This window comes from Pseudomonas allii, assembly GCF_055380095.1.
Genome location: NZ_AP039450.1, coordinates 5,181,795 through 5,206,510 on the forward strand (window position 1 = coordinate 5,181,795; position 24,716 = coordinate 5,206,510).

General features: G+C 60.5%; 27 protein-coding genes and 1 pseudogene. 13 read left to right on the forward strand and 15 right to left on the reverse strand.

Going from position 1 to position 24,716, the window contains the following annotated elements; translation table 11 throughout:
* Positions 1-188 precede the first annotated feature (188 nt).
* The 5 genes from gntR to ACZ445_RS23680 all read left to right on the forward strand — a co-directional run bounded on the left by gntR (position 189) and on the right by ACZ445_RS23680 (position 4,824).
* Positions 189-1,220, forward strand: a complete 1,032-nt coding sequence (gntR, locus tag ACZ445_RS23660) for an HTH-type transcriptional regulator GntR (protein ID WP_179029310.1) — start codon at positions 189-191, stop codon at positions 1,218-1,220.
* A 144-nt stretch (positions 1,221-1,364) separates the two neighbouring features.
* Positions 1,365-1,997, forward strand: a complete 633-nt coding sequence (locus ACZ445_RS23665; protein WP_179029309.1) for a glutathione S-transferase family protein — start codon at positions 1,365-1,367, stop codon at positions 1,995-1,997.
* 15 nt (positions 1,998-2,012) lie between these two features.
* On the forward strand, positions 2,013-2,750 hold the full coding sequence (locus tag ACZ445_RS23670) for an NAD-dependent epimerase/dehydratase family protein (protein WP_179029308.1): 738 nt from the start codon (positions 2,013-2,015) through the stop codon (positions 2,748-2,750).
* A 9-nt stretch (positions 2,751-2,759) separates the two neighbouring features.
* A complete protein-coding gene (locus tag ACZ445_RS23675; protein WP_464704390.1) occupies positions 2,760-4,169 on the forward strand; it encodes an MFS transporter in 1,410 nt (469 codons plus the stop codon).
* A gap of 133 nt (positions 4,170-4,302) precedes the next feature.
* Positions 4,303-4,824 carry a hypothetical protein gene (locus ACZ445_RS23680; protein ID WP_058423195.1) on the forward strand — a complete coding sequence of 174 codons (522 nt, stop codon included), beginning with the start codon at positions 4,303-4,305 and terminating at the stop codon, positions 4,822-4,824.
* Between the two features lie 115 nt (positions 4,825-4,939).
* Here the strand turns inward: ACZ445_RS23680 and ACZ445_RS23685 are convergent, their stop codons facing one another.
* The 3 genes and pseudogenes from ACZ445_RS23685 to ACZ445_RS23695 form a co-directional block, all read right to left on the reverse strand.
* Positions 4,940-5,512 carry a methyl-accepting chemotaxis protein gene (locus ACZ445_RS23685; protein ID WP_464694123.1) on the reverse strand — a complete coding sequence of 191 codons (573 nt, stop codon included), beginning with the start codon at positions 5,510-5,512 and terminating at the stop codon, positions 4,940-4,942.
* A pseudogene (locus ACZ445_RS23690) lies at positions 5,489-6,259 on the reverse strand (PAS domain-containing protein); the annotation flags it as partial. The gene ACZ445_RS23685 and the pseudogene ACZ445_RS23690, both read right to left, overlap by 24 nt.
* A gap of 168 nt (positions 6,260-6,427) precedes the next feature.
* Positions 6,428-7,297 carry a LysR family transcriptional regulator gene (locus tag ACZ445_RS23695; protein WP_464707637.1) on the reverse strand — a complete coding sequence of 290 codons (870 nt, stop codon included), beginning with the start codon at positions 7,295-7,297 and terminating at the stop codon, positions 6,428-6,430.
* A 96-nt stretch (positions 7,298-7,393) separates the two neighbouring features.
* Between ACZ445_RS23695 and gstA the strand changes: the two genes are divergently transcribed.
* Positions 7,394-7,996: a glutathione transferase GstA gene (gstA, locus tag ACZ445_RS23700; RefSeq protein WP_179029384.1), complete on the forward strand. Its 603-nt coding sequence runs from the start codon at positions 7,394-7,396 to the stop codon at positions 7,994-7,996.
* A gap of 223 nt (positions 7,997-8,219) precedes the next feature.
* Here the strand turns inward: gstA and ACZ445_RS23705 are convergent, their stop codons facing one another.
* The 5 genes from ACZ445_RS23705 to ACZ445_RS23725 form a co-directional block, all read right to left on the reverse strand.
* Positions 8,220-9,146 (reverse strand): aliphatic sulfonate ABC transporter substrate-binding protein, encoded by a 927-nt coding sequence (locus ACZ445_RS23705; protein ID WP_464707639.1) that lies wholly within the window; start codon positions 9,144-9,146, stop codon positions 8,220-8,222.
* A complete protein-coding gene (locus tag ACZ445_RS23710; RefSeq protein ID WP_310863306.1) occupies positions 9,146-10,159 on the reverse strand; it encodes an ABC transporter substrate-binding protein in 1,014 nt (337 codons plus the stop codon). Before ACZ445_RS23710 ends, ACZ445_RS23705 begins: the two co-directional genes overlap by 1 nt.
* Before the next feature lie 79 nt (positions 10,160-10,238).
* Entirely contained in the window at positions 10,239-10,748 is a 510-nt protein-coding gene (locus tag ACZ445_RS23715; RefSeq protein ID WP_058423201.1) for a sigma-70 family RNA polymerase sigma factor, read from the reverse strand.
* Positions 10,749-10,859: 111 nt separating this feature from the next.
* Positions 10,860-11,648 carry a phosphate/phosphite/phosphonate ABC transporter substrate-binding protein gene (locus ACZ445_RS23720; RefSeq protein ID WP_179029387.1) on the reverse strand — a complete coding sequence of 263 codons (789 nt, stop codon included), beginning with the start codon at positions 11,646-11,648 and terminating at the stop codon, positions 10,860-10,862.
* A gap of 9 nt (positions 11,649-11,657) precedes the next feature.
* The gene (locus tag ACZ445_RS23725) at positions 11,658-12,587 is read right to left on the reverse strand and encodes a fatty acid desaturase (protein WP_058423203.1); all 930 of its coding nucleotides are present in this window, start codon (positions 12,585-12,587) and stop codon (positions 11,658-11,660) included.
* A 301-nt stretch (positions 12,588-12,888) separates the two neighbouring features.
* On the opposite strand from ACZ445_RS23725, the gene ACZ445_RS23730 reads away from it, so the two are divergent.
* Together ACZ445_RS23730 and ACZ445_RS23735 are read left to right on the forward strand one after the other, a co-directional pair.
* Entirely contained in the window at positions 12,889-13,326 is a 438-nt protein-coding gene (locus tag ACZ445_RS23730) for a GNAT family N-acetyltransferase (protein ID WP_058423204.1), read from the forward strand.
* 59 nt (positions 13,327-13,385) lie between these two features.
* Complete coding sequence (locus tag ACZ445_RS23735; RefSeq protein ID WP_310863303.1) at positions 13,386-14,204, forward strand: class I SAM-dependent methyltransferase; 819 nt, start codon at positions 13,386-13,388, stop codon at positions 14,202-14,204.
* 163 nt (positions 14,205-14,367) lie between these two features.
* Here ACZ445_RS23735 and def read toward each other — a convergent pair whose 3' ends face one another.
* The 3 genes from def to ACZ445_RS23750 all read right to left on the reverse strand — a co-directional run bounded on the left by def (position 14,368) and on the right by ACZ445_RS23750 (position 16,219).
* Positions 14,368-14,907, reverse strand: a complete 540-nt coding sequence (def, locus tag ACZ445_RS23740) for a peptide deformylase (protein ID WP_058423206.1) — start codon at positions 14,905-14,907, stop codon at positions 14,368-14,370.
* Between the two features lie 3 nt (positions 14,908-14,910).
* A complete protein-coding gene (locus ACZ445_RS23745; protein WP_058423207.1) occupies positions 14,911-15,864 on the reverse strand; it encodes a YihY/virulence factor BrkB family protein in 954 nt (317 codons plus the stop codon).
* Between the two features lie 169 nt (positions 15,865-16,033).
* The gene (locus ACZ445_RS23750) at positions 16,034-16,219 is read right to left on the reverse strand and encodes a CsbD family protein (RefSeq protein ID WP_024077074.1); all 186 of its coding nucleotides are present in this window, start codon (positions 16,217-16,219) and stop codon (positions 16,034-16,036) included.
* A gap of 201 nt (positions 16,220-16,420) precedes the next feature.
* Between ACZ445_RS23750 and ACZ445_RS23755 the strand changes: the two genes are divergently transcribed.
* Positions 16,421-16,798: a hypothetical protein gene (locus ACZ445_RS23755; RefSeq protein ID WP_058423208.1), complete on the forward strand. Its 378-nt coding sequence runs from the start codon at positions 16,421-16,423 to the stop codon at positions 16,796-16,798.
* A 115-nt stretch (positions 16,799-16,913) separates the two neighbouring features.
* Here ACZ445_RS23755 and fadD1 read toward each other — a convergent pair whose 3' ends face one another.
* Both fadD1 and fadD2 read right to left on the reverse strand, forming a co-directional pair.
* A complete protein-coding gene (gene fadD1 / locus ACZ445_RS23760) occupies positions 16,914-18,605 on the reverse strand; it encodes a long-chain-fatty-acid--CoA ligase FadD1 (RefSeq protein ID WP_058423209.1) in 1,692 nt (563 codons plus the stop codon).
* A 393-nt stretch (positions 18,606-18,998) separates the two neighbouring features.
* Positions 18,999-20,687: a long-chain-fatty-acid--CoA ligase FadD2 gene (gene fadD2 / locus ACZ445_RS23765; RefSeq protein WP_058423210.1), complete on the reverse strand. Its 1,689-nt coding sequence runs from the start codon at positions 20,685-20,687 to the stop codon at positions 18,999-19,001.
* 232 nt (positions 20,688-20,919) lie between these two features.
* Between fadD2 and ACZ445_RS23770 the strand changes: the two genes are divergently transcribed.
* Positions 20,920-21,864 carry an alpha/beta hydrolase gene (locus ACZ445_RS23770; RefSeq protein WP_464707640.1) on the forward strand — a complete coding sequence of 315 codons (945 nt, stop codon included), beginning with the start codon at positions 20,920-20,922 and terminating at the stop codon, positions 21,862-21,864.
* Between the two features lie 57 nt (positions 21,865-21,921).
* Positions 21,922-22,392: a MaoC family dehydratase gene (locus ACZ445_RS23775; protein WP_010208208.1), complete on the forward strand. Its 471-nt coding sequence runs from the start codon at positions 21,922-21,924 to the stop codon at positions 22,390-22,392.
* Positions 22,393-22,538: 146 nt separating this feature from the next.
* Here ACZ445_RS23775 and ACZ445_RS23780 read toward each other — a convergent pair whose 3' ends face one another.
* A complete protein-coding gene (locus tag ACZ445_RS23780) occupies positions 22,539-23,006 on the reverse strand; it encodes a ferritin-like domain-containing protein (protein ID WP_010208206.1) in 468 nt (155 codons plus the stop codon).
* Positions 22,999-23,190, reverse strand: a complete 192-nt coding sequence (locus ACZ445_RS23785; RefSeq protein WP_147467492.1) for a hypothetical protein — start codon at positions 23,188-23,190, stop codon at positions 22,999-23,001. Before ACZ445_RS23785 ends, ACZ445_RS23780 begins: the two co-directional genes overlap by 8 nt.
* A gap of 21 nt (positions 23,191-23,211) precedes the next feature.
* Here ACZ445_RS23785 and ACZ445_RS23790 point away from each other — a divergent pair, with 21 nt between their 5' ends.
* Together ACZ445_RS23790 and ACZ445_RS23795 are read left to right on the forward strand one after the other, a co-directional pair.
* On the forward strand, positions 23,212-23,448 hold the full coding sequence (locus tag ACZ445_RS23790) for a DUF3820 family protein (protein WP_010208204.1): 237 nt from the start codon (positions 23,212-23,214) through the stop codon (positions 23,446-23,448).
* 9 nt (positions 23,449-23,457) lie between these two features.
* On the forward strand, positions 23,458-24,633 hold the full coding sequence (locus tag ACZ445_RS23795) for an aminotransferase class V-fold PLP-dependent enzyme (protein WP_058423212.1): 1,176 nt from the start codon (positions 23,458-23,460) through the stop codon (positions 24,631-24,633).
* The last annotated feature ends 83 nt before the right edge of the window (positions 24,634-24,716 follow it).

A 24,716-nucleotide genomic window follows, 5' to 3' on the forward strand; every position in this document is an offset into this window, starting at 1 on the left:
GCTACCTTTGCACGCTGTAAGGCGAGTGCAAAAACAGGCTTTTCCCGCGCCGTCTTGTCATTTTTATGGAGTGACGCGTGCATCCTCTCCAATCATTTGAACCGGATCAGGCAACCCTGCGTTCAAGCATTTGCAGCTACTTGGAGACAGCGCTACCTTAGTGCCTCGATTTTTGTTTGGCAAGCCGCCTGATGACCTCCAAGAACGATAAAAAAATGCGCACCACGGGTCGCCCGACCCTTAACGAAGTCGCCCGCCTGGCCGGCGTCAGCCCGATTACCGCCTCCCGCGCCCTGCGCGGCATCAGCACCGTCGCCACCGAACTGGTGGAAAAAGTACAGCAGGCCGCCGCCGAACTGAACTACGTGGTCAACCCCGCCGCCCGCGCCCTGGCCTCGGCGCAGAGCCATTCGGTGGTGGTGTTGGTGCCGTCGTTGTCCAACCTGCTGTTTATCGAAACCCTCGAAGCCATCCACCAGGTGCTGCGGCCCAAGGGCTTTGAAGTGCTGATCGGCAACTCCCACTATTCCCGCGATGAAGAAGAAAACCTGCTGCGCAACTACATGGCCTACCAGCCACGGGGTTTGTTGCTGACCGGCTTTGATCGCACCGAAAGTGCCCGACGAATGGTCGAGGCCAGCAATGTGCCTTGCGTGTACATGATGGACCTGGACCCGAACGCCGGAGTGAACTGCGTGGGCTTCTCGCAACTGGCGGCGGGTGAGACGGCGGCGGCGCACTTGCTGTCCCGTGGGCGCAAGCGCCTGGCATATATCGGCGCGCAACTGGACCAACGCACGTTGCTGCGTGGCGAAGGGTTCCGCCGGGCGCTGCAACAGGCCGGCCTGTATGACCCGGCGCTGGAACTGCTGACACCGCGCCCGTCTTCCGTGGGCCTGGGTGGCGAACTGTTCTTGCAGTTGCTGGCAGCCCATCCGGATGTGGATGCGATCTTCTTCGGCAACGACGACCTGGCCCAGGGCGCACTGCTGGAGGCCATGCGCCATGGCATCAAGGTGCCGGAGCGCGTGGCTGTGCTGGGCTTCAACGATTTGCCAGCGTCGTCGTTCATGGTGCCGCGCCTGAGCAGCATCAGCACGCCGCGTGAGGCGATTGGGCGGAGGGCGGCGGAGCATTTGCTGACGATCATGGCGGGTAACAAGATCGCCAAGCCAGTGGTGGATATGGGCTTTGAATTGCAGATACGAGAAAGCACTTGACCCATGTGGGAGGGGGCTTACCCCCGATTGCAGTGTGTCAGGCCGGTTAGCTGCAACTGCCCCACCGATATCGGGGGCAAGCCCCCTCCCACATTGCTATCACCCCTGCTAGATTGGCCCTTCTCCAAATGCCAGGGAAGCACCATGGGACACTCACTGAAAATCTTGGGCCGCACGTCCTCCATCAACGTGCGCAAAGTGCTCTGGACCTGCCAGGAACTGGGCATCGACTACCAGCGTGAAGACTGGGGCATCGGCTATGCCCCCACCCAATCCCCCGAATTCCTCGCCCTGAACCCCAACGCCCAAGTGCCGGTGCTGATCGACGACCACGGCGTGCTGTGGGAGTCCAACACCATCTGCCGCTACCTCGTCAGCCTTTACCAACGCCACGACCTGCTCCCCGCCGAACCCGCACCACGGGCCCGCGTGGAGCAATGGATGGACTGGCAAGCCACCGAGCTCAACCCGTCGTGGGGCTATGCCTTTCATGCGTTGGTGCGCCAGAACCCGGACTACCAGGACCCGCAGCGCATCCAGGCCGGCGTGCAAGCCTGGAATGACAAGATGGGCCTGCTCGAACAGCAGTTGATCAAGACCGGCGCCTACGTCGCGGGTGATGAGTTCACCCTGGCCGACATCCTCATCGGCCTCTCGGTGCACCGTTGGCGCAATGCCCCCCTGGAGCATCCGCCCTACCCCGCGGTGCAGGCGTATTACCAGCGTCTCAGCCAGCGCCCCGGTTTCAAAACCTTTGCCCTCGACGGCCATAACTAAAACAAGGACTGCACCGTGAAAGGACTCAACGTACTGCTGACCGGCGCCTGCGGCAGAATCGGCAAGGCATTTTTCGAAGCCTCGAAAGACCGCTACCGCTTCACGCTCACTGACCGTATTGCGCCGGATTTCGCCCTAGGCGAGCACCGCTTCATACACGCTGACCTCAGCGATAAAACCGGGCTCGCGACCTTGCTTGAAGACATCGACGTGATCGTGCACCTGTCGGGCATCCCCCACGCCAGCGCCTCGTTCGACGAATTGCTGCCCAACAACATCCTCGCCACCACCTGGCTGTTCGAAGCCGCCGTGGCTGCTGGCGTCAAGCGCCTGGTGTTCGCCAGCAGCGCACAAACCATCGAAGGTTACCCGGTGGACCGCCAGATCACCCCGGGCATGCAGGTAATGCCCGCCAACCTTTATGGCGTGAGCAAATGCTACGGCGAGGCGCTGTGTGGCTATTACGCCGCAAAAACACCGCTGTCGACGATTGCCTTGCGCATCGGCGCCTTCGAATTTCCCGACACCCACGACCTCAACAACGCCCGCGACCTCAGCGCCTGGCTCAGCCCGCGTGACGCGGTGCAGTTGCTGCAACGTTCGGTAGAAGCCGAGGGGGTGAAGCACCTGATCGCCCATGGTATTTCCAACAACCGCTTCAAGCGCCTGGACTTGAGCGAGACCACGCGGGTGCTGGGTTACCATCCCAAGGATGACGCGTTTCAAACATTCGAGATTCCGATCACTTATTGAGTTTCCCCCATGCCCGCACTCTCCAGTACCGACGGCATCGACCCAATCCGCGCCGCCCACATCAGCGCACGCATTGACCGCCTGCCCGCCGTTGCCACCGTCTGGCGCCTGGTCGCGCTGCTGTCGATAGGCGGTTTTTTCGAGCTGTATGACCTGTTCCAGACCGCCTATATCAGCCCCGGCCTGATCAGCGATGGGATTTTCCACACCGGCAGCGAGGGCGTATTCGGCTTCTCGGACCAGGCCGCCTTTGCCTCGGCGACCTTTCTCGGTCTGTTCCTCGGCGCCAGCCTGCTCAGCCCCATCGCCGACCGTTTCGGGCGCCGGGCGATCTTCACCTTTGCGTTGATCTGGTACACCGTCGCTACCGTGTTGATGGGGATTCAAACGTCAGCGCTGGGCATCATCGGCATGCGTTTCCTGGTGGGGATCGGCCTGGGCATCGAACTGGTGACCATCGACGCCTACCTCTCGGAACTGGTGCCCAAGCGCATGCGCAGTTCGGCGTTTGCCTTTGCGTTTTTCATCCAGTTCCTGTCGGTGCCGGCGGTGGCATTGATGTCATGGTGGCTGGTGCCCCAGGCGCCATTCGGCGTGTCGGGCTGGCGCTGGGTGGTGCTGAGCAGTGCGGTGTTTGCGCTGTTTATCTGGCAACTGCGCAAGCGCCTGCCGGAATCACCGCGCTGGCTCGCGCAAAAGGGCCGCTTCGCAGAAGCCGGCACAATCATGGACAACCTGGAGGCGCGCTGCCAGAAGGACCATGGCAAACCGCTGGATGAGCCAGAACCGGAAGCCGTCAGCGTGCAAGGCAGTGGCCGCTTTGCCGATATCTGGCAACCGCCGTACCGCCGTCGCGCGCTGATGCTGATCGTGTTCCATGTGTTCCAGGCCATCGGCTTCTTTGGCTTCGGCAATTGGTTGCCGGCGTTGCTGTCGGGCCAGGGCGTCAGCGTGACCCACAGCTTGCTCTACGCCTTCATCATCACCCTCGCCTACCCGCTGGGGCCGCTGCTGTTTGTGAAGGTGGCGAATCGCTTTGAAAACAAATGGCAAATCGTCGGCTCGGCACTGGGCGCGATGATCTTCGGCAGCCTGTTCGCCCTGCAAACCACGGCGGTGGGTCTGGTGATCTGCGGCGTGATGATCACCTTCTGCAACGCCTGGCTGAGCTTCAGCTACCACTCCTATCAGAGCGAGTTGTTCCCGACCAACATCCGCGCACGAGCGGTGGGCTTCTGTTATTCGTTCAGCCGCTTGTCCACGGTGTTCAGCAGTTTGTTGATCGGTTTTATCCTCGAACATCTGGGCACGCCTGGAGTGTTAGCGTTCATTGCCAGCAGCATGCTGATCGTGATGATCACCATCACTTGGTTCGGGCCGCGTACGCGGAACCTGGCGCTGGAAAACATCGCCCATTGACGGCAATGGCTGGCCGCCGGCAGGACAACCCTTGCCGCGCCGGCCACGCCAGGCCCAGTAAAACCGGGCACTTCACGCCCGGCACGCTATTTGCTCCACCTGTGGCACCGCACATTTCCACAGGTGACCGATCATGCTGGTTAACAACAACACCCAAGCCGTGTCGACCGTTCAACAGATCAAACGGCCCGACATGGACCCCGCCAACGCCGCCGCCAGCGCACTGTACAGCGGTGCCTTGCAGGCCGCGCAGCAAAGCGTGACCGTGCCGGCCGCACAGAAGGAACTGGACAAGGCCGCCGACCGCATCGACGAAGCCTTCGCCAAGACCCGTGTGCAATTGCAGACCACCACCGAGGCCGTCACCGCCTCAACGGCGACTGCGGACGTGCCGAAAACCGGTTCGACCGCCACCACGGCGCGCTCCGAGTTCACGGACTACATGAGCAAATCCCCGGCCGAGCGTATCCGCGAGCAATTGCTCAAGGAGCAGGGCTTGACCGAGGCGGATGTGCAGAACATGTCCCAGGAAAAGCAGGACGCTATTTCCAAGCAGGTGGCTGAACGCCTGAAGCAGCAGCAAGAGCAGCAAGTAGCGGCGAAAACCGCTGAGCCGCAGGCGCAGACAGTCAAAGAAACCCTGGCCGCGATCTGACAAGCGCCGCTGACCAACTGTGGGAGCCGGCTTGCCGGCGATGCAGGCGCCTCGGTGAATCAGTTAGACCGAGGTGATGCCATCGCCGGCAAGCCGGCTCCTGCAGGGTTTTGGTTTATTGCAGTTGCAACGTGGAGTTGAACTGCCCGATCGCGTCCACCACATGCCGTGATCCTTCCTGAATCTCCAGGATCACCTGCCCCGCCTCATTCGCCAGTTCCACCCCCAGCCCCGTGCGGCTCAAGCTCGACTGCATGCTCGACACCGCGCTCAGCGACAGGTCGTGGTTCTTGCGCACCACATCGACAATCTCCACCGTCGCCTGGCTGGTACGTGCCGCGAGGCTGCGCACTTCATCGGCCACCACCGCAAAGCCACGCCCATGCTCGCCCGCCCGTGCCGCTTCAATCGCGGCGTTGAGCGCCAGCATGTTGGTCTGTTCGGCAATACTGCGGATGGTCTGCACGATGCTGCCGATGATGTCCGATTGCTTGTTCACCGCATCAATGCTTTGCGCCGCCTGGTTCAGATCGTGGGAAATTTCTTCAATAATCTGCACCGTCTGCTGCACCACCTCCGAGCCCTTGCGCGCACAGGCGTCGTTTTGCACCGAGGTGGCGTGGGCCGAGTCGGCTGCGGTTCTCAGGGTGGAGACCTGGTCGGTGATGTCGCTGGCGAACTTCACCACTTTGTACAGGCGCCCACTGGTGTCGAAGATCGGGTTGTAGGACGCCTCCAGGAACAATGTCTTGCCGTATTTGTTTTTGCGCTCAAAGCGGTGCGAGTGGTATTCGCCGCGATTGAGCGATGCCCAGAACGCCTTGTAGGTCGGCGACTCCACTTCGCTGCGATGGCAGAACATGCTGTGGTGCTGACCGACGATTTCATCCAGGGAGTACTGCACGGTTTTCAGGAAGTTTTCGTTGGCGTTGAGGATCTGGCCCTGGGGAGTGAACTCGATCACCGCCATGGAACGGCTAATGGCGTCGATCAGGCTTTGGTTTTCATGTTCATGGTGAACCCGCGCGGAAATATCCGACGCGACCTTGATCACGCTCTGCACGTGATTGTCCTTGTCCAGCACCGGCATATAGCTGGCTTCGAGCCATACTTCCTGGCCGTGCTTGTTCAAGCGCATGAAGGTGCCGCTGAGCGCCTCGCCCCGTGCAAGGTCGCGCCATAACTTGGCGTAGGCGTCGGTGTGGGTATAAGCCTCGTCGCAAAAGATGCGGTGGTGTTTGCCACGGATGTCTTCGGCGCTGTAGCCCATGGTTTGGCAGAAATTGTCGTTGGCATCAAGGATCACGCCAGTGGGGTCGAACTCGATCATGGCCATGGAACGGCTGATGGCGGCGAGTTTGGCATTGGATTCGGTCAGGGCGCAGGAGAAACGTTCGATTTGTTGCAGGTCGGATTTGTGATGGCGGTTGAACATATTCGGATCACCCTTTCAAATACCAGCGCCTGGCAAGGCGCATTCCATTCACGGATTGAATAGTGCTGGCAGATCTTTATGGGAACAACCATCCGAATCGCTTTATATGCCAAGCGTCATCAACGGTTCTGGATGAGCATAGACCGGGCTTGCCGCTACGCAAGGTCACTAGTCAACCAGCATTTCCAACAGTGCGCTGACCGCGGCTGACGGTGGACGACTCGGCGTGCCGACCAAGGCAAACTCACGCTGCAGCGGCACCTTCAGCGCCATCACACGCAGGCCCTTGCGCTGGATAGGCAGGGCCATTTCCGGCACCAGCGTGACGCCAACCCCCTCGCGCACCAGGCTGAAGGCACTGCTCCATTCGCGCACTTCCACGCGAATATCCCGCAGGGTCAGCCCCGCTGCAGTCCCCAGGCTGCGCGCATTGGCGGTGCAACCACCGGTAGCCAGTACGAAAGGCTGCTCAAGTAACTCCTCAAGCGACACACATGCATCAGCCGGGCGTTGCGCCAGCGCATGGTCCACCGGCAACACGGCCATCCATAAGTCACGGCCCAACACGGTGGCATTGCGCTCGGGCGTGGGGTTGAGCACCACGCCCAAGTCGACGAGGCCGCTATCGAGCAAGGTGAGCACTTCGTTGTCGGTGACATCCAGGGTGGTGACCTCGATGCCGGGATAGAGCTGCGCAAAACGCTGCAACGCAGGTGTCAGAAACGTCGCCAGCACCCTCGGGAAACTGGCGATGCGAATCGTCCCACGCAGCATGGGCCTGGCTTCGTCCACAGTGCTGCGGATCGCCTGCAAGGCACCGAGCATCACCCGCGCCTGTTCGATCACACTCAAGCCCAACGCCGTAGGCAAGGTCTTGCGCGGTTCACGGGTGAACAGTTGCGCGCCCAGCGTCGCCTCCATGCCGGCCATGGCCTGGCTGGCAGCGGACTGGGTCATGCCTACCCGCTCGGCGGCGGCGGTGATGCTGCCGTGATCGGCCACGGCCACCAGCAGGCGCCAGTGCATCAGGTTCATCATGGCAGTAGCTGTCCTTATGGCGGGGGTCTGAAGGTTTAATTTTACGCACGGTGCCACGCCCGCGAGACTGGCGCAAATTCAACGGAGCTGCCCCAGATGAAACTGTATTTCTTCCCCCACGCCTGTTCCCTCGCCCCGCATATCGTGTTGCGCGAATTGGCGTTGCCGTTCGACCTGGTGCTGGTCGATAACCAGGCCAAGACCACCGCCGAGGGCGAAGACTTCCTGCAGATCAACCCCAAGGGTTACGTCGCCGCGCTGAAACTGGACAACGGCCAGGTACTCACCGAAGCCAGCGCGATCCTGCAATACCTTGCCGACTTGAAACCCGCCGCCGGCCTGGCCCCTGCTAATGGCAGCTGGGAACGGGTGCGCTTGCAGGAGTGGCTGAATTTTATCGCTACCGAGATTCATGGCGGCTTGGCGGTGTTCTTCAGCGACGCGATCCAGGGCGACGTGCGCGCGCTGTTCGAGGCCACGCTGTTCAAACGTTTCGCGGTGCTGGTGCAAACGCTGGAGCGCCAGGATTATCTGTTGGGGTCGCACTACTCGGTGGCGGATGCCTACCTGTTCGTGGTGCTGCGCTGGGCCGCGTTTCACGCCATTGACCTGGGCCGGTGGCCGGCGCTGGCGGCATTTCAACAACGGGTGGGTGAGCGACCTGCGGTGGTTGCCGCACTGGCCGCTGAAAACCCATGAGTTGAGATGAAGCGCCCCAGCGCCAACACATCCAGCGAGCCCGAGCGATCCTGATCCAGGTGCGCCACCTGGCTGCGCACCTCGGCATGGATCTGCCGGGCGCCCTGCCCCAATCGCAGCGCAGTACGTTGAAGTGGGCATTGAGAAAATCGATATAGATCGGTTGCTTGGTCTGCTCACTGATTAAGGGCTTTTGGTTGTGGCGAGCGGGCTCACCACACATTCATGGCGCCTTGAAGACGGCTTGCTGCACATCGACCTTTTTCGGGATCAGGCCGTTGGCGAAGAACAGGTCCGCCGTGCGTTGCTGGGTAGCGACGTCCGAGGCTTGCAGCGGCCGTATCGGCGCGGGCGAGCGGTGTTCGAAGTAGCTTTTCACCACCGCCGGTTGCAGGCCCAGGGTCTTGGCCATCAGCGCGATGCTCTCTTCGGGCTTGTCGAGGGACAGGCGCTGCGCCTTGCCCAGGGTCTGGATGATCGTGCCGATAGATTGCGGGTACCGCTTGGCAAACGGACTGCTGACCACAAAAAAACTGCCCGCCGGGTTGAGGCCCTGGCCGTCGCCCAGCACACGGGCGGAGCTGTCGACCACCGCGGCGGAGTAGTACGGGTCCCACACCACCCAGGCGTCGACTTTGCCTTGCTCGAACGCAGCACGGCCATCGGACGGCGACAGGTACACCACGTTCACGTCCTTCCATTGCAGGCCGGCGCGCAGCAGGCTTTTGAGGAACAGGTTGTGTGCGCTGGAGCCCTTGAGCAGCGCCACGCGCTTGCCCTTCAGTTCGGCCACGCTTTGCACGGGGCTGGCCTTGGGCACTAGCACCGCTTCGGTCTTGCCCTCGTTGGGCTCGACGGCGAAGTATTGCAAGTCGATGCCGGCGGCCTGGGCAAAGATCGGCGGGATGTCGCCGATATTGCCGATGTCCAGGCTGCCGCCATTCAGCGCTTCGATCAGCGGCGGGCCGCCGAGGAACTCGATCCACTGCACCTGGGTGCCGGGCAGCGCCGCTTCGAAGAGTTTGTGCTCACGGGCCAGCACCATGCTCACCGAACTTTTCTGGTAGCCGATGCGCAAGGTTTCAGGTTGGGCCGCCAGCACATGACCGGCGATCAATGACAGTACCGCCGCAGCGAAGATTTTAAGCATCAGAGCGCCCCCTTGACCTTGGCCGCGACATCCGCCGACACCCATTGCTGCCAGACATCTGGATGGTCCTTGAGGAAGGCTTCAGCGACCTGGCGGGGCGGCGTGCGTTTCTCGCTCATGTCACCGAGGATGCCGTTGAGCAAATCAATCGGCAGGTCGACCTTTTCAAACACGCTCACCAGTTGCGGGTACTGCGCCTTGAACGGCGCCGAGACACCAATCGCCAGGCGTGCCGGCATCGAGCGGGTGCCGATGGGGTTGGGGTTTTTCGCGTCGGACAGGGTCTTCCAGGCATCGGCGTTGAACGGCGGCTCTTCCAGCTTGACCAGCTTGAAGCGGCCCAGCAGCGGCGTCGGCGACCAGTAGTAGAACAACACCGGCTTGCCGCGACGGATCGACGACGCCACTTCGGCATCCAGCGCCGCACCGGAGCCGGTGCGGAAGTTGACGAAGCTGTCGGTGAGCTTATAGGCCTTGAGTTTCTGGCTGTTGACGATCTCCGAGGTCCAGCCGGTGGGGCTGTTGAGGAAGCGCCCACGGGTCGGGTCTTCGGGGTCGCGGAACACGTCCTTGTAGCGCGGCAGGTCGGCCACCGACTTCAGGTCCGGCGCCAGAGGCTTGATACCGCGCGCGGCATCGCCCTTGATCACGAACTCCGGCACCCACCAGCCTTCGGTGGCGCCCTTGACCGTGTCGCCCAGGCCAAACACCTTGCCCTCGTTTTCCGCCTTGACCCACGCCGGACTGCGCCCGGCCCACTCTTCGCCGATCACCTGGATATCGTCCTTGGCCAGGGCGGCTTCCAGGCTCACGGTGCTGCCGGGCAAAGTGTCGGTGGGCAGGCCGTAGCCCTTCTCGACGATCAGGCGCAGCACCTCCGTGATCAGGCTGCCGCTTTCCCAGGTGATGTCACCGAAGTGGATGGGTTTGACGGCTTCGGCGGCATGGACGGTGGGGGACAGCAGGCTCAGGGCCAGCAGGCCACCGCCCAAGAGTTTCTTCAGATGCTTCATCGGCAACCTCATAGTTGTGCGGTGATGTTCGTTAAAAGTCATAACTGAGCCGCGTGTAATTTGTTGATCCGGTCGTCGTTCATTCCAGGCACAACCGCAGGCAACGGTTGAAGGCGCGGGTCATGTAGTCGCTGACCGAACGCTGGGAAATCCCCAGCTCGGCGGCGATTTCCGGGTAGGTCAGGCCATTGAGTTGCGAAAGCAAAAAGGTCGCCTTGACCTTGGCGTGCAAGCCGTCGAGCAACTGGTCAATGGCGTGCAGGGCTTCGAGCATTTGCGCCAGCTCTTCCGAGGATGGCGCGGTGGAGGTCACGTCATTGTCGAGGGCGTTGAGGTAGGCACGCTCCAAGTCACGGCGGCGCCACAACTGGTACATCAGGCGCTGGGCGATGGTGGTGAGCAAGGCGCGGGGCTGGCGGATCGGCCCCACGCCCGGCGCACTCAGGAGCTGGACGAAGGTGTCGGCGGCAATGTCTTCGGCGTGGGCGCGGGAATCGAGGTGGCGGTGCAAACGGCTGCACAGCCAGTCGTAATGACTGCGGAACAATCCGCCCACGTAGTCGCTGTGAGAAGTGTCGGCGCCGGACATAGTGGCTCCATCTGAGAAGGTTGCACGTTATGTCCGGTGTTCCGGTGGAGCGATCCTAGCAAGGCTGCTTATTCTTTAATAATATTTAAAAGGTATTTTTATATAACCTTATTAAAGTATCGGATAACCCGCGTTGACGGCCTGATCCTGATAACTCAAGAGCACCGCATAGTCGTCTTCGCTGGCGGGAAGCACTTCGTGCAAGCCCAATGTCTCGGCCACCTCGGGCAAGTCCTGCAACGCCTGGTTCATCGCCCGGCGGATCTGCCCCCCCTGTTCATCGCTCAAGCCCAACGGGCCGATATAGGGCAAGGTCGGGCTCGGCGCACTGCGGGTAACGAGGCGCAGCCCCACCACCTCCTGTGGCGCGAAACGGGCGAGGTAGTCGTAGGTCACGCTGTCGATGGCGGCGAGATCGGCGCGGTCTTCGCGCAGCCAGCGCAGGCTCTCGCGGTGGGCGCCGCTGATACCGACACTGGCGAAGAAACGCCCACCGCGTTGCAGGGGTGCAAGGCGTTCGCGCAACAGGTTCATGCCGCTGTTGGAGTCGTGGCCGTTGATCACGCCACGGCTGTTGTAGAAGTCCGCCAGGCGGTGGCGCGGGTTGTCGTCGCGGGTCAGCAGCAGGCTGCAATGTTCGCCCTGGCGGCTGTGGGGCAACTCATAGCGCGGTCGACCGATCACGCGGACCCTACCGCGCAACTGGGTCATCAGTGGATAACCGCAGGTTTGGGTCACCAGCAATTCGGGGGCGAGCCACAGGCCGGGCAAGTCGAGATGATCGGCATTGAGACGGCGCAGTCCAAGGTGTTCGAGGATGCGCGCCAGCCACTGTTGGTTGGCCTGCCGGATCGGTTCGGGCGCGACATACATCAGCAGTTCGGCATAGTGCTCACTCATGCTCGTCTCTCACGCAAAGGGGTGCCGGGGGCTGTCGATGGCCTTGAGCCCGTGGCGGCCGATCAACTGGCCGTAGCCTTGCACCAGGAAGCCGCCGCTGCGCGCGATCCATTGTTCACGCCGGGCACGGTAAACCGTGGGCAGCAAATACCAGGGCAGTTTCGGCAAATCGTGGTGCACCAGGTGCAGGTTGTTATTGAGGAACAGCCAGGTCCACGGCCAGGACGCTTCGTTGAGCACGCTGCGTTGCTCGGGCCGGGGGTACGGGCGGTGTTCATAATAGGAACGGATCGAGGCCAGGGACAAGGCCGGCACGCTGACCAGCAGCAGGTAATGCCCCACCGACAACGCGCTGTAGTGGGCGATGAATATCAACATCAGCACGGTGACGGCACCGTGGGCCAGCCACATCGGCCATACCTGGGGCAGGCGCTGGCATTCCTGGCGGATCAGGCGGCCAATCGCCAAAGGGGCAGAAAGCAGGAAGCGGCCGAGCACGGTCTTGGTCACCCCATGCACGCTGCGTTCGAACAGCGAGCTGTGGTCCCATTGCTGCTGGGTGAGGTAGCGGCTTTCCGGGTCGACGCCCGGCAGGGTCAGATCTTCGTCGTTGTGGTGCAGCAGATGGCTGTCGCGGTACAACGTGTAGGGATACCACACGGCAAAGGGTGCATAGCCGAGGAGTTTATTGACCAGCAGCGAACGGGTGGGATGGCCGTGGAGCAGTTCGTGTTGGACCGACAACCACAGCGTCACGAGCGGGATCAACAGCAGTGTGCTCAACCACAGGCCCAGCCAATGGCTGCCGAGGATCACGGCGAACCAACCGGCGTAGATGCCGGTCAACAACAGCCAGGTCGGCCATTCGGTTCTGGCGGTAAAGCATTGGGCCAGGGTTTCGATTTCCCGGCGTTGGGCAGGATCAAGGTAGTGGGCCATCGGCAGCTCAGAGCAGGTGTTTCCTGCTCTGTGCAATGGCGCGGGAAAATCTTGCAGATCGTTTGGTTCTAAGCTTGTAACTCAGTGACCGAACAGGCCTGTCTCGGTTTTCTTGGCTTTCTTGTCAGCGCGTTTTTCATCGGCGGTCTTTGCCGGTTTTTTCTTCGCGGCTTTCTTTGAATCCATACCTTTGGCCATGATGCGTACTCCACTTTAAGGGGTTGCAGTCATGGGTATACCACCTATTGCCTCGCACAAGGCGTTTATAATCCCCGGCCCTTGATAGCGCTGCCTGAAGACCATGCCCCCATTGCACATCGAACCGCTGGCCGAGCCCTTGTGGCCCCTGCTGAACAAGTTTTACCGCAGCCACAATTCGTCGATGAAAGCGCTCAAGGGCGGGCGCTTGTGGGTGGCGCGCGACAGCGAGATTATCGCCGGCCTGTGCCTCACACCCGTGGTTGGCGGGCAGTGGTTGACCGGGGTGTTCGTTGACCCGGCCTATCGCGGCCAAGGGCTGGCGGTGCGGCTGATCACGGCGGCTGCGGCCGATGTGGATGGTACGCTGTGGTTGCTGTGCCATCCGGAGCTCGAAGGGTTGTATCAGCGCATGGGCTTTACCCAGGACACCGTGCTGCCGCAGTCCCTCAATGAACGGCTGGTGCGCTACAAACGCAACAAACCGATGATCGCGATGGGCTTAGATCGTTTGGTGAGGTCGACCACCGATAATGTGTGATCAGCATGTACAGGGCCCATGCTAGCCTCGGCGGCACAGTGGCCCTTTACAGGATGATCATGAAAACGACGCTCGCAGTTCTCTCCCTCACCGCCCTGCTCGCCCCGGCGTTGAGCCAGGCCGCCGATGCACCGATCAGCGCCCAACAGTACCAAAGCGTACTAGCCGGCAGTTGGCGCGACCCAGCCAACAGCGCCCGTGACGGCTATCGCCACCCGCAACAGACCCTGGAGTTCTTTGGCCTGGGCGCCAAGCAAAGCGTGATCGAGATCACCCCGGGTGGCGGCTGGTACAGCGAAGTGCTGGCGCCGCTGCTCAAGGATCACGGGCAGTACATCGCCGCCGTGCAGGCCGCGAGCAGCAGCGCCTATGCGCGCACGTCGGCAGAGAACCTGAAGAAGAAATTCGCGGCTGACCCAGCGCGCTACGGCAAGGCCTCGGTGGTGGAGTTCGATCCCAAGGCGCCGGTATTCGGCAAACCCGCTTCGGCGGATGCGGTGCTGACGTTTCGCAATGTGCATAACTGGGTAGCGGCAGGCACCGCGCCGGCGACGTTCAGTGCGTTCTACCGGGTACTGAAACCGGGTGGTGTGCTGGGTGTGGAAGATCACCGGGCCAAGGATGGGGCGGACTTGGAGGCCATCAAGGACAGCGGCTACCTGACCACCGCCCAGGTGGTGAAGCTCGCGACTGATGCCGGGTTCAAGCTGGTGGGACAGAGCGAGGTGAATGCTAACCCCAAGGACACCAAGGATTACCCGGGTGGGGTGTGGACGTTGCCGCCGACGTTGAAGTTGGGGGAGCAGGATAAGGCGAAGTATGTGGCGATTGGTGAGTCGGATCGGATGACGTTGCGGTTCGTCAAACCCACCCGATAACCCGCCTTGAAATGCAGTCAACTGTGGGAGGGGCGGTGCGACGATTCGACTTGCCCCGATGGCGGTGACCAGTCACAGATGTTGAGACTGACACACTGCAATCGGGGGCAAGTCGAATCGTCGCACCGCCCCTCCCACAGGTTGATCTCTGTATGTCTGAGGGTTAGTCGTCGGCGGAGGGGTCCATGTCCGGGAACATCACCTCGATAAACCCGAACTTGCTGAAGTCGGTGATCCGCGACGGGTACAACCGGCCGATCAGGTGATCGCACTCATGCTGCACCACCCGCGCATGAAAACCGTCGGCAAACCGCACAATCGGCTCGCCCTTGGGATCAAACCCTTCGTAGCGAATCTGTTGGTAACGGTTTACCGCGCCCCGCAGGCCGGGCACGGACAGGCAGCCTTCATAGCCCTCTTCCAGCACTGGGCTGAGGGGGGTGATCAGCGGGTTGATCAGGATCGTCTGCGGCACCGGCGGTGCGTCCGGGTAGCGTTCGCTGGCCTCGAAACCGAAGATCACCAATTGCAGGTCGACGCCGATCTGCGGTGCGGCCAAGCCAACGCCTCCCACGTGTTCCATGGTCTGGAACATGTCATCGATCAATTGCCACAACTCGGGGCTGTCGAACATTTCCGGCGGAACCGGAGGCGCGATGCGCAACAAGCGTTCGTCGCCCATTTTCAGGATTTCACGGATCATCGATCAGACTTCGTCAGGGGTGGGCTTGGAATGGTCCCGGCCGAGGCCTGAGACGTGCTGTTTTTCGCCGACAGGCGGCGCGGATTGATCGAATTCCTTTTCACCCGGGTCCTTGCCTTCGGCGGACATGTGTTCGATCACCGCGTTCATTTCCGCCCCCAGCAGCAACACGGCGGCGGAAATGTAGAAGTACAGGAGCAGCACGATGATCGCACCGATACTGCCATACATGGCGTTGTAGTCGGCAAAGGTTTTGACGTAGTAGCCAAAGCCCAGGGACGCGACGATCCACACCACTACCGCCAGAACGGAGCCTGGGGTGATGAAGCGGAATTTCTGCTCGACGTCCGGCATCACGTAATACATGAGGGCCACGGCGAACATCAGCAAAATCACGATCAGCGGCCAGCGCAGGATGGTCCACAGGGTCACCACGAATTCCTGCATGCCGATCTGCCCGGCCAACCACTCCATCACTTGCGGGCCCAGCACCATCAGCGCAGCGGCCGCCAGCAACATGCCGGCGATGCCGACGGTGTAGAAAATCGACAGCGGGAAGCGCTTCCAGATCGGCCGGCCTTCCACCACGTCGTAGGCGGCGTTCATCGCGCTCATCATCAGGCGCACACCGGCCGAGGCGGTCCACAGCGCAATCACGATACCCACCGACAGCAGGCCACCCTTGGATTGCTGCAACTGGTCGATCACCGGGTTCACCTGCTCCAGGGCCTGGGGCGGCAACACCAGTTCCGACTGCAGGCGCAGCCAGGTGAAGAAGTCCGGCAGGTGCAGGAAACCGATCAGGGCAATCAGGAACAACAGGAAGGGAAACAGCGAGAACAGCATCTGGTAGGCCAGTGCCGACGCGTAGGTGGGCATTTCGTCATCGACGAATTCCTTGACGGTACGCAACAACACTTTGTGCAGCTTGAGACCATCGAGAACCGGAAAAATCATAGCGTCTCCTTTCGCCGCAAAAAGTTGAGTTTGTGGGCGACTCAGGGGCCGTTTTCTACATCAAGGTAGCCTATTTGACGACCTTGAAACAATTTCGAAACTTTAATCACGCCGTGTGACATAAAAACGGCCATCCGTGGATGGCCGTTTGGACTGCTTGAAAGCGTGTTTACTTGGTCGCTTTTTTCACTGCGTCCTTGGTGTCGCCTACCGCTTTCTGCACTTCGCCTTTCTTTTCCTGAATGACACCTTCAGCGCGCAGTTTGTCGTTGCCGGTGACTTTACCGACACCTTGCTTGATATTGCCGACCGCCTCGTTTGCCACGCCTTTAACCTTGTCAGATGTGCTGCTCATGGTATTTCTCCGAAAGAACAATCAAGGGTTTTGGGTCATTACCTAAAGATTGACCCGAGGCCGTTCAGCAGAGTTTCAATTATTTTTGCCCACGCATTTCATCCCCGGCCGCAGGTTTGGCTTTATGTTTTGCCGCCAACCCACGAGAATGCCCGGCACATTCAGGCTATAACGCTGAATAACAGATCCCGTAGGAAGGTTATGAAACTCAATAAAGCACAGGCCATCGCCCGCAGAAACACCGAACTGGGCGGAGCCGTACTCGGCGTCAACAACTGCCACTTCACCGACCTGGACCGCAAGCGCAACATCTGGTGGTTCGACCTGCCGGTGGGCCGGATTGCCGTGGGCCAGTACGAGTGGGTCCACCTGTTGATGCACAACGCCGAGACCGACCAGTTGCTGCACCTGAAGGTGCCAACAGTGTTCCTGCGTGAAAAGCTCGAAGGCCTGGTGGTGCGCAATGCGGGCAAGCGCAAGCCGGAGATCACGCTGGAACTTAGCGCGGACAAGGATTCGTTCTTGAAGGATGTGCGTCCGGCAGGGGCTGGCGTGAGCTTCGCGCAGTTCGCCCTGTAAAAAAGCTGTTCAAAATGTGGGAGGGGGCTTGCCCCCGATAGCGGTGTATCAGTCAGCACATCGGTAGCTGACACACTGCCGTCGGGGGCAAGCCCCCTCGCACATTGGTATAGCGTTACTTTTTAAGACCGAGCTTCTTCAACTCTTCATCGCGCAGCTCACGGCGCAGGATCTTGCCCACGTTGGTGGTCGGCAACGCATCGCGGAATTCCACGGCCTTGGGCACTTTGTACGCAGTAACGTTGGCGCGCATATGCTCCATCACCTGCTCCTTGGTCAGGGTGGCACCCGGCTTGACCACGATGAACAGCTTGATGTGCTCCCCGGACTTTTCGTCCGGCACGCCGATGGCCGCGCACTGCAGCACGCCCGGCAGGCCAGCCAGTACGTCTTCCAGCTCATTGGGGTACACGTTGAAGCCCGAGACCAGGATCATATCCTTCTTGCGATCGACGATGCGCATGTAGCCGTCCGGCTGGATGATCGCGATGTCACCGGTCTTGAGCCAGCCTTCGCTGTCGAGCATCTCGTCGGTGGCGTCCTGGCGCTGCCAGTAGCCCTTCATCACCTGCGGACCTTTGACGCACAGTTCGCCGGTTTCACCCAGTGCGAGTTCGGTGCCGTCATCGGCGATGACTTTGCAGACGGTGGAGGGCACCGGGATGCCGATGGTGCCGATCTGGATATGCTGGATCGGATTAACCGTAGCCACCGGGCTGGTCTCGGTCATGCCGTAGCCTTCGCAGATGCCACAACCGGTCACGGCCTTCCAACGCTCGGCCGCTGCCAATTGCAGGGCCATGCCGCCGGACAGGGTGACTTTAAGCGCGGAGAAATCCAGCTTGCGGAACGCTTCGTTGTTGCACAGCGCCACAAACAGCGTGTTCAAGCCGACAAAGCCGCTGAACTTCCACTTCGACAGTTCCTTGACCATCGCCGGCAGGTCGCGCGGGTTGCTGATCAGGATGTTGTGGTTGCCGATCAGCATCATCGCCATGCAATGAAAGGTGAACGCATAGATGTGGTAAAGCGGCAGCGGCGTAATCAGGATCTCGCAGCCTTCATTGAGGTTGGAGCCCATCAGCGCCTTGCACTGCAACATGTTGGCGACCAGGTTGCGGTGGGTGAGCATCGCGCCCTTGGCCACGCCGGTGGTGCCGCCGGTGTATTGCAGCACGGCCACATCGCCGCTGGCCGGGCTGGCATCGCTGACCGGTTGGCCGTGCCCCTTGGCCAGCACGTCGTTGAACTTGATCGCCTTGGGCAGGTGATACGCCGGGACCATTTTCTTCACGTACTTGATGACGCTGTTGATCAGCAGGCGCTTTAGCGGCGGCAACAGGTCGGCGACTTCGGTGACGATCACATGCTTGACGGCGGTCTTGGGCACGACCTTTTCCGCCAGGTGCGCCATGTTGGCCAGGCACACCAGGGCCTTGGCGCCGGAGTCGTTGAATTGGTGTTCCATTTCCCGCGCGGTGTACAGCGGGTTGGTGTTGACCACGATCAGGCCGGCGCGGATGGCGCCAAACACGGCGACCGGGTATTGCAGGACGTTGGGCAGTTGCACGGCGATCCGATCGCCGGGCTTCAAGTCGGTGTGCTGTTGCAGGTACGCGGCGAAGGCGCCGGACAGTTCGTACAATTCACCGTAGGTGATTGTCTTGCCCAGGTTGCTGAAAGCCGGTTTGTTGGCGAAGCGCTGGCAGGACTGCTTCAGTACCGCCTGAATATTCGGATACTCGTCTGGATTGATTTCTGCGGCAATCCCGGCGGGGTACTTATCCTTCCAAAAGTCTTCGTTCATGGAAGCCCACTCCTCAGCGACGTCAGCGACGCGAATTCATCATCGCATTTGATGCGATTATTATTGGTGTATGTTTTTTTAGGTGAATCTGGCGCTTTCAAGCAGGCCGAGACGTCACAAAGCGCGCCGAGAGTAGCAGCTTTGCCAAAGGCCGCCTAGAGCCAAAAGAGGGGGCCACGGTCATAAACACGACTGTCCTACAATATTTGGTCACACTTTAAACCAAGCTGAAATAGCTCGATAAATGGCTCTGGAACGGGGCTTTCAGAACAGCACAGTACAAATGTGGGAGGGGGCTTGCCCCCGATAGCAGTGGTTCAGTCTACACATCTGGTGACTGTCCCACCGCCATCGGGGGCAAGCCCCCTCCCACATTTTTCAGCAGATTTCAGATCAAGCGATATCGCGCAACTCACGCCGCAAGATCTTGCCCACCGGCGTCATCGGCAACGAGTCGCGCAACACGATGTGCTTAGGCACCTTGTACCCCGTGAAGTTGGTCTTGCAGTACGCCTTCAACTCCTCAAGGCTCACCCCTTCGGAACGCGCCACCACGAACAGCTTCACCGCCTCCCCCGTGCGCTCATCCGGCACGCCGATCACCGCGCAGTTGGCCACCGCCGGGTGGGCCATCACCACGTCTTCGATCTCGTTGGGGTACACGTTGAAACCCGAGACGATGATCAGGTCTTTCTTGCGGTCGACGATGCTGACGAAACCATCGGCATCGATCACCGCGATATCGCCAGTCTTCAGCCAGCCTTCGGCGTCCAACGCCTCGGCAGTGGCGACCGGTTGCTGCCAGTAGCCCTTCATCACCTGCGGGCCTTTGATGCACAACTCACCACGCTCGCCCAACGGCAACTCGTGACCTTGATCGTCGATGACTTTCATCGCCGTGCCCGGCACCGGCAGGCCCACGGTGCCCAGGCGCGACTGGCTGCCGTAGGGGTTGGTGCTGGCCACCGGCGAGGTTTCGGTCAGGCCGTAGCCTTCGCCGATGGAACAGCCGGTGATGGCCTTCCAACGCTCGGCCGTGGCCTTGACCAGTGCGGTGCCGCCGGAGTTGGTGATCTTGAGGTGGGAGAAGTCCAGGGTCTTGAAGTCCGGATGGTCCATCAACGCCACAAACAACGTGTTCAGCCCCAGCAGGCAGGAGAACCGCCACTTTTTCAGTTCCTTGATAAACCCGCCGATATCCCGCGGATTGGTGATCAACACGTTATGGTTGCCGGTCACCATCATGCACATGCAGTTCGCCGTGAACGCATAGATGTGGTACAGCGGCAATGGCGCAATCATCACCTCCTGCCCTTCCTTCACCAGCGGCTGGCCATCATCGGTGACCTGGGACATGCACGCCCGCGCCTGTTGCATGTTCGCCACCAGGTTGCCGTGGGTGAGCATCGCGCCCTTGGCCAGGCCGGTGGTGCCGCCGGTGTATTGCAGCACCGCGATGTCGTCCAGGGTCACCGGGTGGCGGGTCACGCCAAGGCCCGCGCCCATGCGCAGGGCGCGCTTGAATGACACCGCGCGCGGCAGGTTGTAGGCCGGGACCATCTTCTTGACCTTGTCGACCACCGTGTTGATCAGCCAGCCTTTGGCAGCGGGCATGAAATCGCCCATCTTGGCTTCGATCAGGTAGTCGATCTCGGTGTCGCTGCACACCTCCTGTACCCGCGAACCGAACAGGTTGAGGTAGACCAGCGCACGCACGCCGGCGTCCTTGAACTGGTGACGCATCTCGCGCGGGGTGTACAGCGGGTTGGTGTTGACCACGATCAGCCCGGCGCGCAAGGCGCCGAATACCGCAATCGGGTAATGCAGCACGTTGGGCATCTGCACCGCGATACGCTCGCCCGGCTTGAGGTCGGTGTGCTGTTGCAGGTAACCGGCGAATGCGGCGCTCTGGCGCTCCAGCTCGGCGTAGGTCAGGGTGATGCCCATGTTGCTGAATGCCGGACGGTCGGCGAAGGCCTTGCAGGAGCGCTCGAAGACTTCGATCACCGACTTGTAGGCAGAGAGGTCGATGTCGTTGGGAACGCCCGCTGCGCGTTTGTCATTCCAGAAATCAGGTTGCATTATTCTTGTCCTCTTACCTGAGTGTGTCCGGCCGCTTTCTGACTGCTATGAAAAGCGGAGCTTTGGGGACGTTAGCAGCAATAGCCAAACAGGCAAATACAGCAAACTGTGTCATTGATTGTATGAATCTTGCCGCTGACGTGTAGGCAGATGCGCCGATCCTCGGCAGATGAGCTATACACTGCAACAACCCCGAGCTGACCTTGAGCAGCCCCTGAGCAAAGGAACCGCAATGAACCACAGCAGCTTCTGGCTGACCGCGAATGACCGCAGCCGCCTGTACGTCAATCAATGGATGCCCGAAGGCCCGACCAGAGCCCTGGTGATGCTGTCCCATGGCATGGCCGAGCACAGCGGGCGCTATGCGCGCCTGGCGCAAACCCTGTGCGACGCCGGCTACGGTGTGTATGCGCCGGACCAACGAGGCCACGGCCGCACAGCCGACGAAGGCACACTGGGCCTGTACGCCGAGCATGACGGCTGGAACAAGGTAGTGGGCGACCTCGCCAGCCTCAACCAGCATATGGGCCAGCAACAGCCGGGGTTGCCGATCATCCTGTTGGGCCACAGCATGGGCAGCTATATCGCCCAGGCGTACCTGCTGCACCACAGCGCCAGCCTGGATGGCGCGATTCTCAGCGGTTCGAATTTCCAGCCGGTGGCGCTGTACCGCGCCGCGCGGGTGATCGCCCGGGCCGAACGGCTGCGCCAGGGGGTGCGCGGGCGCAGTGCGTTGATCGAATTCCTGTCGTTTGGATCGTTCAACAAGGCGTTCAAACCCAATCGCACCGCTTTCGACTGGCTCAGCCGTGACCCGGCCGAAGTGGACAAGTACATCAACGACCCGCTGTGCGGATTCCGCTGCACCAACCAGCTGTGGATCGACCTGCTCGGCGGCTTGCAGCAAATCAGCAAAGCGTCCAATCTCGCGCAGATCGACCCAGGCCTGCCGATCCTGGTGATGGGCGGTGAATGTGATCCGGTGAGCGAAGGCAAGCGTCTCAACAGCCTGGCCAACGCCCTGTGTGAAGCGGGCTGCCAGCACCTGCAACTGAATATCTACCCGCAGGCGCGCCATGAAGTGTTCAACGAAACCAACCGTGATGAAGTCACGGCGGATGTACTGAGCTGGCTCGACCAGGCCCTGGCCTTGCGCAGGCCCACCCGCTGCGAATAAATTTTCGATTAAAATCAGTCAGTTAAATTACCGATTAGCCACAGGATGCATGTTTAGATGACCCAGGTAACCAACACCCCGTACGAAGCCCTCGAAGTCGGCCAGACCGCCAGCTACAGCAAGTTGGTGGAAGAGCGTGATATCCAGCTGTTCGCCGCCATGTCCGGTGACCACAACCCGGTGCACCTGGATGCCGAGTACGCCAAGGCGACCATGTTCAAGGAGCGTATCGCCCACGGCATGTTCAGTGGCGCCCTGATCAGCGCGGCCGTTGCCTGCGAGCTGCCTGGGCCGGGCACGATCTACATCGGCCAGCAGATGAGCTTCCAGAAGCCAGTGAAAATCGGCGACACCCTGACCGTGCGCCTGGAAATCCTCGAGAAGCTGCCGAAGTTCCGCGTGCGCATCGCCACCCGCGTGTTCAACCAGCGCGATGAGTTGGTAGTGGATGGCGAGGCGGAGATCCTGGCGCCGCGCAAGCAGCAGGTGGTGACGCTGACCGAGTTGCCGCCGATCAGCATTGGCTGATAGCAATTTCAGACTCAACACAACACCAATGTGGGAGGGGGCTTGCCCCCGATGGCGTTTGATCAGTCAATGAATCGGTTGACCGATACTCCGCTATCGGGGGCAAGCCCCCTCCCACATTGGTTACAGCATTTACAACCCTGGGCTTACGACTGAGCGCGAGCCTGATTACGCAGGGCTTTCACCTGGTCGTGGTTGCGTTGCACGCCATGGTACTGACGCTCAACCAGGTCACGAATGCCCAGCAGGTTGTGCTTGTTGATCTTCTCGATCGCTTCCTTGTAAGCCTTCAGTGCGTGGTCTTCACCGCGCTCGGCTTCGTTCAGTACAGCCTCTTCATCTTTACCGGTGAGCATCGACTTCACGTCGACCCAGCCACGGTGCAGGGCGCCGGCAACGCTGCCGGAATCTTCCGGATCACCACCCAGGGCACGCACGGCAGTCTTGAGCTCGGCAGCAGCGGTGGCGCAGTCGGCGGAACGCTTGGCGAACAGAGCTTTGAGTTCTGGGTGCTTGATGTCTTCAGCGCACTCCTTGAAACCCTTTTGGCCGTCGATGCTGGTTTCGATCAGGTCGTTCAGTACGGAGATCGATTCTTTATTGATGTCAGTCATTTTTCAATTCCTTGTACGGGTTAGAAGGTTGTCTTAGTGATTGCAGCGCCCGTGCCAGGTTTTCAAAAAACAAATTAATCATAAATTTCAATTGTTTACGATTAATTGAACCATCTGTATGTACGTTATTTGCATGATCTGTCATTTGGCCTTCATGCAGAATGCCTGTATTTTCCAAGGTCACGACTCAACCACCCGAGCCTTCATGAATCCCGAAAAACTCGAACTGCTGATCACCCGCGAAATGCCCTTCGGCAAATACAAGGGACGGATCATCGCCGACCTGCCCGGCCCCTACCTCAACTGGTTCGCCCGTGAAGGTTTCCCCCACGGCGAACTGGGAGGCTTGCTGGCGTTGATGCAGGAAATCGACAGCAACGGGTTATCTGAATTACTCGAACCGCTACGCGCCAAACACGGCAAACCCGCACCGCGCCATTAAGAGCCCCCTATGCCAAGGAATGCAGACAACGAACGTCATTGGCAGGCTGTTTCCGAGCGCTATGCCCTGGAACCCGGCCCGATCAATCTGGAAAACGGTTACTTCGGTCGCATGAGCCGAACGGTGCTATCGCATTACCTGGAGCAGGTTGCGTTTATCAACCAGAGTAATTCGCTGCATGTGCGCCAGCGCTTCGAGCAAGGCGAGAACGTCGAGATTCGTCGGCAACTGGCCGAGCTGATTGATGTGGACCCGGAGTCGGTGGCCTTTACTCGTAATGCCACCGAGGCCTTGCAGTCACTGATCCGCAACTACAACCGCCTGCAACCGGGCGACCAGGTGCTGATCAGTGACCTGGAGTACGACACGGTCAAGGGCGCGATGCGTTGGCTGGCCGGCGTTCGTGGCGTGGAGGTAATCGAACTGTCCCACGCACACCCGGCCAGTTTCGACAGCCTGGTGCAGAAGTATCTTGATGCGTTTGTGCAGTACCCACGTTTGAAGCTGATGGCGCTGACCCACGTCACCCACCGCACCGGCCTCGTGATGCCCGTCGAAGCCGTCGCCAAGGCGGCGCGTGAGCATGGCGTAGACGTGATCCTCGACGGTGCCCATGCCCTGGGCCAGATCGAATTCAACTTGACTGAACTGGGTATTCAGTTCGCTGGTTTCAACCTGCACAAGTGGATCGGCGCGCCACTGACCCTGGGCTTCCTGTACATCGCCCCGGAGCGCCTGGCCGATATCGACCCGGACATGGGTGAGTTTCACTACCCCGCCACCGATGTGCGTGCGCGTACGTCCTACAGCACGCCGAACTTTCCGGCGCTAATGACGTTGCCGCTGGTGTTTGAAGAGCATCGCCAATTAGGCGGCTCGGCGGCAAAAGGCGCACGGGTGAATTACCTGCGGGACCTGTGGGTCAGCCAGGTGCGGGCATTGCCGGGGATCGAGGTGCTGACGCCGGATGATCCACGGCTGTATTGCGGGATCACGGCGTTCAAGTTTGTAGAGCGGGATCAGCAGGTGATGACAGAGCGATTGCTCAAGGATTACAACCTGTTCACCACTACTCGGGTGGGCGCGGCGTTTGGTACTTGCATTCGGGTGACGCCGGGGTTGGTCACTTCGGCGGCGGATATCAATGTCTTGGTAAACGCCATCACCGAACTAAACACCGATTAAAACTGTGGGAGCTGGCTTGCCTGCGATAGCGGTGGGCCAGCGAATGCATGTGTGACTGATACACCGCCATCGCAGGCAAGCCA

Coding starts and splice junctions, on each gene's coding strand:
- ACZ445_RS23665 (WP_179029309.1), top strand. CDS start 1,365: ATGGGACACTCACTGAAAATCTTGGGCCGCACGTCCTCCATCAACGTG.
- ACZ445_RS23675 (WP_464704390.1), top strand. CDS start 2,760: ATGCCCGCACTCTCCAGTACCGACGGCATCGACCCAATCCGCGCCGCC.
- ACZ445_RS23680 (WP_058423195.1), top strand. CDS start 4,303: ATGCTGGTTAACAACAACACCCAAGCCGTGTCGACCGTTCAACAGATC.
- ACZ445_RS23695 (WP_464707637.1), bottom strand. CDS start 7,297: ATGATGAACCTGATGCACTGGCGCCTGCTGGTGGCCGTGGCCGATCAC.
- gstA (WP_179029384.1), top strand. CDS start 7,394: ATGAAACTGTATTTCTTCCCCCACGCCTGTTCCCTCGCCCCGCATATC.
- ACZ445_RS23705 (WP_464707639.1), bottom strand. CDS start 9,146: ATGCTTAAAATCTTCGCTGCGGCGGTACTGTCATTGATCGCCGGTCAT.
- ACZ445_RS23710 (WP_310863306.1), bottom strand. CDS start 10,159: ATGAAGCATCTGAAGAAACTCTTGGGCGGTGGCCTGCTGGCCCTGAGC.
- ACZ445_RS23715 (WP_058423201.1), bottom strand. CDS start 10,748: ATGTCCGGCGCCGACACTTCTCACAGCGACTACGTGGGCGGATTGTTC.
- ACZ445_RS23720 (WP_179029387.1), bottom strand. CDS start 11,648: ATGAGTGAGCACTATGCCGAACTGCTGATGTATGTCGCGCCCGAACCG.
- ACZ445_RS23725 (WP_058423203.1), bottom strand. CDS start 12,587: ATGGCCCACTACCTTGATCCTGCCCAACGCCGGGAAATCGAAACCCTG.
- ACZ445_RS23730 (WP_058423204.1), top strand. CDS start 12,889: ATGCCCCCATTGCACATCGAACCGCTGGCCGAGCCCTTGTGGCCCCTG.
- ACZ445_RS23735 (WP_310863303.1), top strand. CDS start 13,386: ATGAAAACGACGCTCGCAGTTCTCTCCCTCACCGCCCTGCTCGCCCCG.
- def (WP_058423206.1), bottom strand. CDS start 14,907: ATGATCCGTGAAATCCTGAAAATGGGCGACGAACGCTTGTTGCGCATC.
- ACZ445_RS23745 (WP_058423207.1), bottom strand. CDS start 15,864: ATGATTTTTCCGGTTCTCGATGGTCTCAAGCTGCACAAAGTGTTGTTG.
- ACZ445_RS23750 (WP_024077074.1), bottom strand. CDS start 16,219: ATGAGCAGCACATCTGACAAGGTTAAAGGCGTGGCAAACGAGGCGGTC.
- ACZ445_RS23755 (WP_058423208.1), top strand. CDS start 16,421: ATGAAACTCAATAAAGCACAGGCCATCGCCCGCAGAAACACCGAACTG.
- fadD1 (WP_058423209.1), bottom strand. CDS start 18,605: ATGAACGAAGACTTTTGGAAGGATAAGTACCCCGCCGGGATTGCCGCA.
- fadD2 (WP_058423210.1), bottom strand. CDS start 20,687: ATGCAACCTGATTTCTGGAATGACAAACGCGCAGCGGGCGTTCCCAAC.
- ACZ445_RS23770 (WP_464707640.1), top strand. CDS start 20,920: ATGAACCACAGCAGCTTCTGGCTGACCGCGAATGACCGCAGCCGCCTG.
- ACZ445_RS23775 (WP_010208208.1), top strand. CDS start 21,922: ATGACCCAGGTAACCAACACCCCGTACGAAGCCCTCGAAGTCGGCCAG.
- ACZ445_RS23780 (WP_010208206.1), bottom strand. CDS start 23,006: ATGACTGACATCAATAAAGAATCGATCTCCGTACTGAACGACCTGATC.
- ACZ445_RS23790 (WP_010208204.1), top strand. CDS start 23,212: ATGAATCCCGAAAAACTCGAACTGCTGATCACCCGCGAAATGCCCTTC.
- ACZ445_RS23795 (WP_058423212.1), top strand. CDS start 23,458: ATGCCAAGGAATGCAGACAACGAACGTCATTGGCAGGCTGTTTCCGAG.